We start from the raw sequence: 10,982 nt of genomic DNA, 5'->3' as shown, positions 1-10,982 counted from the left end.
TGTCTGTACATGCACAGAATCTGATTTCAAAAATTTACGCAATACTCTGATTGGGTTTCGACCCTAAAGTGGGCTGGTCGTGAAGGCAGGCATGGCTGTGCCTCTTTCCAGACAGGCGAGGTAGTGCCGCGCCGTATCGAGCGCCTCACGGACGGTCACGTCCATGTCGAGATAGCGATAGGTGCCCAGCCGCCCGACAAAGGTGATGCCACGCACGGCCTGGGCGCGTTCGACATATTCCGCAAGCATCTGCTTTTCGGTCACTAGCCGTATCGGATAATAGGGAATGTCACCGGGGCCGCACTCACGCGGGTGCTCCCTGTAGAGTACCGAGCCCTCGTGGCTCTCCCAGGGGGACAAGTGCTTGTGTTCGGTGATGCGGGTCCAGGGAATGTCCTTGTCCGCGTAATTCATCACCGCGCAGCCCTGATAGTCGCCTTCGCAGGAAAACCGGTGAAAATCCAGCGTCCGGTAGGCGAGCCGCCCGAGGGCGTGGCCGAACCAGGCATCAATCGGCCCGGAGTAGAAAACGTGGTCGTATCCACTGGCTGCAGCTTGATCAATGGTGGTGTTCAGGACGACTTCGATGTTCGGGTGGTCAAGCATCGTCTGCACGAGCGCGGTATAGCCGTGTGCGGGCATGCCCTGAAACTCATGGGAGAAATAATTGTCGTCGTAGCTGAAGCGCACCGGCAGACGTTTCAGGATCGAGGCGGGCAGGTCATGCGGATGGCGACCCCACTGCTTTGCCGTATAGCCCTTGAAAAACGTTTCATAGAGTTCCCTGCCGATGAAGCGCAGAGCCTGCTCCTCGAAGGTCTGCGGATCGGTAATCGAGGTGTCGCTGCGTTCGGCGATAAAAGCGCGGGCCGCGTCTGGCCGCATCGTGGAACCAAAAAACTGATTGATCGTGTGCAGATTGACAGGCAGCGAGAAGACCTGTCCCCGGGCGGTGATTTTCACGCGGTTGGTGTACGGCCTGAATTGCGCGAACCTGTTGACATATGCCCACACTTCCACGTCGTCCGTGTGGAAGATGTGCGGACCGTAGATGTGGACCATCACCCCGGTTTCGGGGTCGCGTTCCGTATGGCAGTTGCCGGCGACGTGGCTGCGAGCCTCGGCAACGGTGACGCGATGTCCTGCCTCGGCAAGTTCACGACCGATCACGGCCCCGGAAAAGCTTGCTCCAACCAGTAGAATGTGACGATGCTTGATGGTGCCTCTCCTTGATTGTCCTTCTTACTGTAACACATGCAAGACGCAGCCACGACGTAGATCGTTCAGTCGTTGGGGTGGGTATCTGCCTCAACGCCATGCATGACGGCGGCCAGCGCTTTGCGCAAATTGCCGCTGCTGCGGGCAATGATTATCTCTGCCTTGCCCCGGTGGCAACCGTGGGCCATCAGGACGGCCTGCTTGATATTGCCTCCGGCTTGCAGGAGAAAACGTTCTGCCTGGCTATCGGCGCATAGTGGTGAAGACGGCGCGATTGTGATCCTGGGAACGGGTTCAATTTGTTATGGGCAAACAGGCGCGAGCACCTATGTGCTGGGCGATTGGGGAACAGAAATCTCCGATGAAGCCGGTGCAGCTGCGAATGCTGTTTTCTTCGCATCATTTCAAGGCGTGATGATTCCTTTCTTGACCCTGTCGCAGTTTATTCTGCCCTGTCGGGTAAGAACTGAAGGTATCTTACCGCTGCATCTGACTTCGGTCGGGCGATTATCGGTTGATATGCCACTTGCCGATCACGCTCCGCTTGCGTTGATTGAAACCCTCCAGCAATAGCGGGGGGGTAACGGGCGGCCCTTGAACATTCAATCCTCCGATAATGTCAGAGGGTCTCCTTGCCACAGTGCCGGTATTCAAAACATTGCAACACAACCTGACCGGCTTATCGAGAACGGCCGCGTCTGCAAAGTTCAGGATGTGAAAGTGTTCGTGCCAGTAGCAATTGATCGAGCCGCGGTGCAGCGAACTGCGCTGGATCGCCCCTCTGTCGCCTGGGTGCCGCTGTGCTCCTGAATCGAGCGCTGGCGAACGTGAAACAGACTTTCAATTGCTTCGGGGGTTACGTCCGCCGGCCCGCCGGAAAGCACAATTCGGCCTTGATCCAGGACGGAAATCACATCTGCATGCGCGGTGGCGCGCAAGCGGTGAGTGATTTCGATAATGGTCAGTTCCGAATCCCACTTGGCCAGGGCTTTGCGGATCTCATCCTCAAGCTCGATATTGAGATTCGCAGTGAACTCGTCAAGCACGAGGATTTTTGGATGCATAAGCAGAGCACGGGCCAGGCAGACCCGTTGCGCTTGCCCCCCCGATAAGGCCGAACCATTCTGCCCCGTGTGAGTGTCCAGACCTTCGGGCATGGCTTGCACTTCGTCGGCAAGACCGACAATCGCAAGTGCTTCCCAGAGCTCATCGTCGGTGGCGTCAGGCGCGCCGAGGCGGAGATTCTCGGCAAGCGTCGTGGCCAATAGCTGGTTTTTCTGCGACACGGCGACCACGTTCCGGCGCAGCGAGTCGAGAGTGAACCGGTCAACTGGAACTCCATCGATGGCGACCTGTCCCGAACGGGGGTCATCGTGACGTTGCAGTAATTGTATGAGTGTCGACTTGCCCGATCCAGAGCGGCCAACGAGAATCGCATGCCCGCCGGCTGGCACCTGGAGTGAAACATCGATGATTGCGTCGGGCAACGCACTGCCGTCAGCACCTGGATAGCCATAATGCACCGATTGGAAACTGACAGTCGGGGCGGCTTCAAGCGCTAGTTCGTCGGGGCCATCGCTCACACGTTCAGGGGCATTGCTCATTTCCCACAGTCGACGGGCCGCTGCCAATGAATGGTCGAGATAGCCAACGGAATCCTCAATTCCGCGCGGGCCCTTGAACAATCGCAGCGAGGCTGCCGCCACGGCAGCGACGACAACGGGCGACTCGGCCATGCCCATACCGATCCATACCACCGAGATTGTGGCAACCAATGAAAGCGTGACGTTTGCACCGCGACGGAAAGCAACCAGATTGCGAGGTGTACGCGCCGATCTGCATACCTCCCCGCCGAGCTGATCCATTTCGGCAATACGTTCGCTCTCGCGCCCATATCCAATAACCTCATCGACACCGAACACCGTGTCGGTGATATGATGTGCCAGATTCCGGCGGGCCTCCAGGGTAGCTTGCGTCTGGTTGAACGATCTGCGGGCGCCGATGTATGGGACCACGAAGAGTGACAATGCCAGACACAGTCCAACGACCCAGATCAGTTTCCAGCCCGCCAGGATTCCGGCGATCAAAATCGCCAGCGATCCAACAACATATGCAGATATAACGGGCGCGAAAGTGTGTGCGTAGACGACTTCGATCCGGTCAACGTCGCGAGTAAGGCTCGTGAGCACATCACCGGAGCGGGAGTGGGTCACGAAGGCCGGAGCCTTGGGCCATATTTTAGCGTAGACAAAGGTCCGCAGGAGTTCAAGAGCCTTGAACGCAACGTAGTGACCGGTGAACTGCTCGAAGTAGTAAAAGGCGGCCTTGGACAAAGCAACCGCTACCAACGCGGCCGCGAGCATTCCGGGATTGCCGCCTCCCGTCATCATATGGACAACGCCACCGGCAGCAAGGCCGAAGAGAACCAGATCCAGCAAAAGATTGATGATGCGGCACAGCAATGAAACCAGCAACAGCGGATGTACCGGCCTGGTGATGCGCAATAGCCAGCGGACAATATCGTGCAGCGGCGGATCTGGCTGGGCCGTAATCATGCGGCAAGCTCCAATCGTCCAAGTTTTCCTTCTTTGAGTTCATAAGCCGCATCTGCAATACGGAGCAGAGACGGTCGGTGTGTGATCATCAGGATTGTCCAGTCGCGCGGCAGATTGGCAACCGCATCGATAATGCGGGCTTCAGATTCGATATCGACGTGGCTCGTCGGCTCGTCAAGGAGCAGCAACCTGCGCCCCGACAACAGCGCCCTGGCCAGTGAAATGCGTTGTGCCTGACCGCCGGAAATCACTGCGGCGCCTTCGCCCAAATGTGTATCGAGTCGGTGGGGCATGCGTGCAATCTCATCGGCCACTTGCGCACGCTCCAGCGCGTCCCACATTTCAGTTTCGGTGGCCTCTTGCCTGGCAATGCGCAGGTTATCGGCGATGGTGCCAGTAAACATCCATGTGGATTGCGCAACGCTTGCGCTGAGGGATCTGGTCAGGGTCAGGGCTTGCGGATCGATAATGCGGCCAGCGACAGCGGCATGTCCGTTTTGTGGCGGAAGGGTGCCTTGAATGATCCCCATCAAGGTTGATTTGCCGGCGCCACTGCGCCCTACGATGGCGACGCGCCCGCCCCGAGGCACTTCGAGATCAACTCCTCGGAGCACCTCGCCACGACCGTGATCATAATGCACATTCTCCAGTTGCACGTCGAGCCGGTCATTGATCCAACTGCCCGCATCTGGCGTAACCGCTGCGCTTGGTCCAACGGTCTGGCTGGCCAGATAACTCTCGATCGCTTTTTGCGAAGCGCGTCCGCCCATGCCGATATAGAAGAAGCCGGCGACCTGTTGCAGGGGCTCGAGCAGCAACACCGTCAACAGCATGACAGCGACGGATTCTCCGGGCGTGAGATAGTCAGATCGCATGATGGCAAGGCCCGCAGTAAGGCAGATCAGGATGAGCGAGAACAACCCGTCCATCACGATGATGACGATCTGGTTTCCGGCCAGGAGCCGCATGATTGCACCGCGGTTGGCTTCGCCTTGACGGCCCAGTTCTTCCTCGATCCGTTTGCCCGCACCCAAAAGCCGAATGGTGTTGAGATTGCGGATGGCGTCGAGGTAGCGATTCGACAATTGATCGCGTTGCTTGCGTGATTCAGACGAGGCCTTGCGGAACAGGAGCATGAATCCGCGAATTCCGAGTGGAATCAACGGTATCAGGATCATCACAACGAAGCCGACGACGGGATCGATCGCGATGCCGATATAAAACAGGATGAGGAAGGGGATCATGATGGCGGCGAGTGTGGCGCCGAAATAGACCTGACGATACTCGGTCAGCCGTTCGGTGTTGTCGGTCATCATGGTGACAAGCCGGGCTGGCGGCGTTCCGTCCGGATCGCTGTTGGAAGCCGTGGCCAAGGCATGCTGCCGCTTTAACAGTAAAATGCGCAGGCGACGCTCTTCTGCGCGTGCCGCGCGCCCGCCCCAGGACAATTCGCCAAAAGCAAACGCTCCGGCCGCGACGGTGAATATGATCGCCCAGACAAGTGCGGTCCGTCCGCCTCCATCGATCATGTGGCCGATCGATACAAGCGTGCCTGCGATGCAAATTGCGGAGGCGAGACGAAAACTGCCAACGACTATGGTATCGCGACGCCCTTGGGGCGAGATAATGGATTCCCGGTTATGGCGTGCATTCGCCACTTTTGCTCGCGTGGGAGGTGGGGCTTCTTGGTAGGGTTTAATCTGTTGTTGGTTCATTTTCTACGGTCACCCCGTTCTGCCTCTTGAGGAAGCACGGTTCAAAGGGTGCCCTCTGTCCATTCCAGAAAAGTGAAACTCAAACCGAATGCCACCCGCACCGATGCCGGTCGCGACAAATCTATAGGTGGATTGCGGGCCCGTTACCATGAAATGCATTTCGGGATTCGTCACGCTGATTTGCTCCCTGTCACGCAAACGCAAGATCGTCCCTGGAATCGCATTTTTTCAGACTATGCAGTTTTCCCCGAAAATTGGATAAATCCGGTATCCGGTTGCGCAGACAAGACGCCCAAAGCTCCAGCATCGCCTTGATCGATAATCCAGTCATCCATGGCCTCCTTGTCATGGAAATTCATGTCTTCAAAAAGACACCTGAAAACACAACTGTAATGCCAGGATGACGTTTCCATCCTTACATCTCAGCGCCTCAGATTCCTGGGAGGGAATCCGAATACCCTCTTGAACGCAGCCGTGAAATTCGTGGCGTCCGAATATCCCGCGGCATGAGCCGCCTGGGCAATGGTGGCGCCTTCGTTTTCAAGCGCCTGCCGACCAAGCTCCAGACGCCTGATACGGATGAACTCGAAGACGCCGATGCCGAATTCCTCCCGGAAGTGGCGCTGGACCCACGAGACGCTGACGCCTGTCTCGCGAGCGATGTGCTCTATGGACAGCGGCTGGGCCAGGCGGGCGAGAATATAATCCCGGATCTGCTCACATCGCTGGCGCGTTTGCAGACGGGGCTTCCTCTTCAAGTCCCGCGACCGTACCAGGGCCGAACATGCCAGGCCGATGAGGTCCAGTGCGCGTGCATTCTTGAACAGGGTCCGCATCTCGCCCTCTATGGAGGGCGGCGGCTCCATCATCTGCTCGGCGAGAACGAGCGCCTGCTTGTCGGGCTCGAAACGAAATTCAGCTAGATGTGTGGCCAGAAATCCGTGCAGGGTGGGCAGCCCGTCGGGCTGGGCGGCGACCAACTCCTCAATCCACGGCAGCGGTGCCGATATCTGGATCTTTCGCAGCGGCAAATCGCTGTCATTGACGAAACGAAGCTTCGAATAGCGTGCGATATTGAGCATCAGCACCTGCGGTGTCGACGCATCAGGCGGCCCGGCGTCGATACGAAAAGCCGTGTTGTCGATCACGAAATGCTGTGCGCCCTGAAGGAACACCATCACCAGCAGCTTCGGCCAGATGTCATATATCTCGTTATCGGGCGTGCAACTCGGCTCGCCGTCCATCGTGCCGACGAACAGGTCGCTGGGAATCTCGGCATTCGGGTGGCTATGCGACATCGGGGCGTAGGTGTTCCATCAGAAAATTGGCTTTATGCCGTTACCGCGCAGGTAATTGCCGTTTGCGCAGGGGTCACGGCAATCGACTTCACCGGCACTATTCATATACATGAGACCTCCAGTCAAGTTTACCCTGCGTCGAGATCCTGACACGGGGACATATTTTTTGGAGACAAGGCATAATGGGCATGATCGGCGGGGCTGTGCGGGCACTGAAGCTGGGCGCAAGCGTGATCGTTCTGGCGTTGGCCAGCCATGCGGCATTGGCGCAGGATGTCGGGCCGGTCTCCGGGCAGGCGACAATCCTGGATCCGATCGTCATCACCGGTGGCTATGAGGACGCCCGCGGATCTTTCGAGGGCTATCTCGCCGGCAAGACGGCGACGGCGACCAAGACGGCCACCTCGATCATTGACGTGCCTCAATCCATCTCGGTCATTGGCCGTGAGGAAATGGATTCCCGTTCGGCGACGCGGCTTTCCGAAACCTTGCGCTATACGCCGGGTGTGACGGTCGAGGCGGATGGCGTCGATTCGCGTTTCGACTCAATCTCGATCCGCGGCTTCAACACGGATAACGCCACATGGCTGGACGGGATGCCTTATCAGGCAGGCGCCAGCCTCGGCAGCGGCAATAACTGGACGATTCCCCAGATCGACACCTGGATGCTGGAGCGCGTGGAAGTCCTGAAGGGGCCGTCGTCTTCCATGTATGGCCAGCTTCCGCCCGGCGGCATGATCAATCAGGTGACGAAGCGGCCGAGCGATGAGGCCTCCCGCCATGTCGAGGGCCATATTGACAGTTTCGGCAAGCCGACGGCGGCCTTCGATATCACCGGCCCGCTCAACGACGCCGTATCCTATCGGCTGCTCGGCAAGTTCGGCAAGACGGGTTCCGAAGTCGAGGAAGGCGAGCGCACGCGACTGCTCATCGCCCCTTCCTTCAGCGTCGATGTCGGCGACGGAAAATTCACCGCCTATGCGCAGCTTCAGCGCGACCGCGGCGGCATCGACTATTCCTGGCTTCCCGCCTACGGCACGCTCTACGACAACCCGCATGGCCGTATCTCGCGCAGCTTCTTTGCCGGAGAGCCGGATTTCAACCGTTACGACCGCAACCAGTATATTGTCGGCTATGATTACGAAACGCCGGTTTTCACCGACAATCTGACCCTACGCCATGCGCTGCGCTGGTCGAAGGTGCAGTCGACCCTCAATATGGTCCAGAACGACATGTTCGGCGCTTCGATGGCTGGCTGGGACTGGCGCACCATCGACCGCTATGCCGTCGATGCCAGCGGTGACGCCAACAATCTGGTTTCGGACACCTCGCTGAACTGGCAGGTGGAAACGGGACAGGTCAGGCACCAGATCGTCGCCGGTGTAGATATTGCACGCAGCACCTTCGACGCCTCCCGCTATTCGGGAACCGCGCCTTCGATCGATATGTTCGACCCTGTATACGGGACCGGGCCGGTCGGTGATTTCGAACTGTCGAGCAATATCGACGCCCGTTTGAGCCAGATCGGCCTTTATGTCCAGGATCAGATGGAAATCGGCAATTTCCGGGTGCTTGGCGCGCTGCGGCAGGATTTCACCGATGGAAAATCCAATGTCGAGACCTGGCGCGACATGGAGTCGATCGACCAGAAGGACAAGGCGACGAGCGGCAGGCTTGGCCTGCTCTACCGATTCGACAACGGGTTTGCGCCCTATGCAAGCTACGGCACCTCGTTTCAGCCGGTGCTGGGTGCCACCGCCGATGGCGACGTCTTCAAGCCGATGACCGGCGAGCAATATGAAGTCGGTATCCGCTATGCGCCGTCGGACGATCTTTTGTGGTCGGCTTCCGTCTTCGATATTCGCCAGACCAACCGCCTGACCGACGATCCCGTCTATGGATGGCCCGATCAGGTGCAGACCGGCGAGGTCCGCATCCGTGGTTTCGAAACTGAACTCAAGGCCGATCTGCAAAATGGCTGGTCGGTGACCGCTGCCTATTCCTATCTCGACCACAAGGTCACAAAGAGCGAGATCCCGGAAGAACTGGGACAGCCCGTCCTCTTTGTGCCGAACCATCAGGCGAGCCTGTGGGTCGACTATACCGTACCGGCCGGCATGTTTGAGGCGTGGCGGCTGGGAGCGGGCCTGCGCTACACCGGCTCGAGCCGGGGAGGCGACATCGAAACACTGTCGGGCTATGCTGGCATGAAGATCCCCGACTATGCCTTGGTCGATTTCAGGCTTTCGGCGCCGCTCGACCAGTGGATTCCCGGTGGGCAGCTGAACCTTTCGGTCAACAACGTCTTCGACAAGAAATATGTCGCCGGGTGCGGCAGCGTCTGGACCTGCGGCTTCGACTATGGCCGCACGGGCACCCTATCGGTTTCGGCGAAATTCTGACGGCACCACCATCGGCGTGAGCGTGACCGGGTCCGGCACGATCACGCTTTCCAGCCCGAAGACGGCGCGCACGGTTGTAACGCTCACGACCTCGTCCGGCCGGCCGGCGGCGGCCACCTGTCCGCCGCCCAGCATCACCAGATGGCTGGCGTGGCGGCTGGCCTGGTTGATGTCGTGGAGAACCGCAATGATTGTGCGGCCGCGTTCGGACAATTCGCTCAAAAGCGCCATCACCTCGATCTGGTAGGCGATGTCGAGAAAGCTGGTCGGCTCGTCCAGAAGCAGGATCGGCGTGTCCTGCGCCAGTACCAATGCGATCCAGACGCGCTGCCTTTGCCCGCCCGACAAGGTCGAAACCAGCCGGTCGGCAAGATCGGCCACCCCGGCCTGCGCCATGGCGGCATCCACCGCTGCCTTATCCGCAGCCGACCATTGCCGAAACACCGTCTGATGCGGGAAACGGCCGCGCATGACCAGTTCGGCGACGCGAATGCCCTCAGGCGCAAGCGGGAATTGCGGCAGCATCGCAATGTCGCGGGCAAGATGGCGGGGGCGCAGGCCGGAAACCGGCTTGCCGTCGAGCGACACCTTGCCTCCGGTTGGCGCAATGGCCCCGCCCAAGAGCTTCAGCAAGGTCGATTTGCCACTGCCATTGGCGCCCATGATGGCGGTGAACGCCCCGTCCGGCAGGTAAAGGCTGACGTCTTCCAGCACTGAAACGCCGTCATAGGCAGCGCTGACGTGATCGAGATGAAGACGGCAATTCATGTTTTGACGCGCCCCGAACGCAGCAACAGCCAGAAGAACCACAACCCGCCCAGAACCAGCGTGACGACGCCGACCGGCAGTGGCGTGCCGGTCGGTATCTTCTGGGCCAGCAGATCCGATGCGCTAAGCAGGACCGCGCCAGAAAGTGCTGTATGAACCAGCGCCGCGTCGCCGTCTGCCGTCAGCCGCCTTGCGATCTGTGGCGCGACCAGGGCGATGAAGCCGATTGGACCGACCAGAGCGGTGACCTGCGCCGACAGAAAAAGCCCGATCAGGATCGCCGATAGCCTCGTGCGGTTGGGGTCGAGGCCGGATCCTCTTGCGATGGCGTCGCCGAGTTCAAGCTGGCGCAGTAAGCGGGCCAGCGACAAAGCGGGCGGAATCAGAAGGACGGCGCTGACGCAAAGATAGAAGAGGCGGTCCTTGTCCATGTCGTTGAGCGACCCAAGCCCCCAACTCGCCACCGCCACCGCTGCTTCCTCGCCGGCTTGCAGCAGCAGCCATTGCGAGGCGGCGAAGAAAAGTTGGCTGACGCCGATGCCGACCACGATCAGCCGAAAGCCGCTCAAGCCACGGGCCACGAAGAGATAGACCGCAAGCGGGGCCAGCGCGCCGCCGGACAAGGCCCCCGCGGCCACCAGAAGAAACCCGCCGCCGAAGACCAGCATCGCGACCATGGCGCCGAAATAGGCGCCGGCGTCGAAGCCCAGTACGTCGGGGCTGGCGAGCGGATTGCGAAACACCGACTGGAACAGCGCACCGGCAAGGCCGAGCATCGCACCGGCCACCAAGGCGACGACGGTGCGCGGCAGCCGCCATTCCATCACGACCATGTGCGCGGCCTCGTCGCCCCTGCCGCGCAACGCATCCAGCACCTGTGTGAAACTGAGCGGATAGTCGCCGCTCGAAAGCGTCCAGATGGCTATGCCAAGGCCTGCAAGACACAGGACAAGGCCGGTGATGAGCCGCCGCGGACTGGTCTTCAGCGCGATACCGCCGACGGGAGATATGATGATAAGGCTCATC

At 59.5% G+C, this 10,982-nt stretch carries 9 protein-coding genes; 3 read left to right on the top strand and 6 right to left on the bottom strand.

Going from position 1 to position 10,982, the window contains the following annotated elements:
* Positions 1-63: 63 nt before the first annotated feature.
* Positions 64-1,218, bottom strand: a complete 1,155-nt coding sequence (gene glf, locus ACFPLB_RS02020; protein WP_378227587.1) for a UDP-galactopyranose mutase — start codon at positions 1,216-1,218, stop codon at positions 64-66.
* Between the two features lie 11 nt (positions 1,219-1,229).
* Here glf and ACFPLB_RS02015 point away from each other — a divergent pair, with 11 nt between their 5' ends.
* Both ACFPLB_RS02015 and ACFPLB_RS02010 read left to right on the top strand, forming a co-directional pair.
* Entirely contained in the window at positions 1,230-1,475 is a 246-nt protein-coding gene (locus ACFPLB_RS02015) for a hypothetical protein (protein ID WP_378227584.1), read from the top strand.
* Positions 1,476-1,494: 19 nt separating this feature from the next.
* Positions 1,495-1,791 carry a hypothetical protein gene (locus tag ACFPLB_RS02010; protein ID WP_378227583.1) on the top strand — a complete coding sequence of 99 codons (297 nt, stop codon included), beginning with the start codon at positions 1,495-1,497 and terminating at the stop codon, positions 1,789-1,791.
* A gap of 134 nt (positions 1,792-1,925) precedes the next feature.
* Here the strand turns inward: ACFPLB_RS02010 and cydC are convergent, their stop codons facing one another.
* The 3 genes from cydC to ACFPLB_RS01995 form a co-directional block, all read right to left on the bottom strand.
* Positions 1,926-3,773, bottom strand: coding sequence for a thiol reductant ABC exporter subunit CydC (gene cydC / locus ACFPLB_RS02005; protein WP_378227582.1), 1,848 nt, complete (start codon positions 3,771-3,773; stop codon positions 1,926-1,928).
* Positions 3,770-5,431, bottom strand: a complete 1,662-nt coding sequence (locus ACFPLB_RS02000; RefSeq protein ID WP_378227581.1) for an ATP-binding cassette domain-containing protein — start codon at positions 5,429-5,431, stop codon at positions 3,770-3,772. Before ACFPLB_RS02000 ends, cydC begins: the two co-directional genes overlap by 4 nt.
* A 479-nt stretch (positions 5,432-5,910) precedes the next feature.
* Positions 5,911-6,786 carry a helix-turn-helix transcriptional regulator gene (locus ACFPLB_RS01995; protein WP_378227580.1) on the bottom strand — a complete coding sequence of 292 codons (876 nt, stop codon included), beginning with the start codon at positions 6,784-6,786 and terminating at the stop codon, positions 5,911-5,913.
* 182 nt (positions 6,787-6,968) lie between these two features.
* Here ACFPLB_RS01995 and ACFPLB_RS01990 point away from each other — a divergent pair, with 182 nt between their 5' ends.
* Positions 6,969-9,188 carry a TonB-dependent siderophore receptor gene (locus ACFPLB_RS01990; protein WP_378227579.1) on the top strand — a complete coding sequence of 740 codons (2,220 nt, stop codon included), beginning with the start codon at positions 6,969-6,971 and terminating at the stop codon, positions 9,186-9,188.
* Here the strand turns inward: ACFPLB_RS01990 and ACFPLB_RS01985 are convergent.
* Together ACFPLB_RS01985 and ACFPLB_RS01980 are read right to left on the bottom strand one after the other, a co-directional pair.
* Positions 9,165-9,956, bottom strand: a complete 792-nt coding sequence (locus tag ACFPLB_RS01985; RefSeq protein ID WP_378227578.1) for an ABC transporter ATP-binding protein — start codon at positions 9,954-9,956, stop codon at positions 9,165-9,167. The two genes, ACFPLB_RS01990 and ACFPLB_RS01985, sit on opposite strands and share 24 nt — an antisense overlap.
* Complete coding sequence (locus ACFPLB_RS01980; RefSeq protein WP_378227576.1) at positions 9,953-10,981, bottom strand: FecCD family ABC transporter permease; 1,029 nt, start codon at positions 10,979-10,981, stop codon at positions 9,953-9,955. Before ACFPLB_RS01980 ends, ACFPLB_RS01985 begins: the two co-directional genes overlap by 4 nt.
* Between the last annotated feature and the right edge of the window lies 1 nt (position 10,982).

Source organism: Aquamicrobium segne (genome assembly GCF_042656785.1).
Taxonomy (GTDB): domain Bacteria; phylum Pseudomonadota; class Alphaproteobacteria; order Rhizobiales; family Rhizobiaceae; genus Mesorhizobium; species Mesorhizobium segne.
Note: the sequence above shows the minus strand (reverse complement) of the source record. Positions and strands in the feature narration are given on the sequence as shown.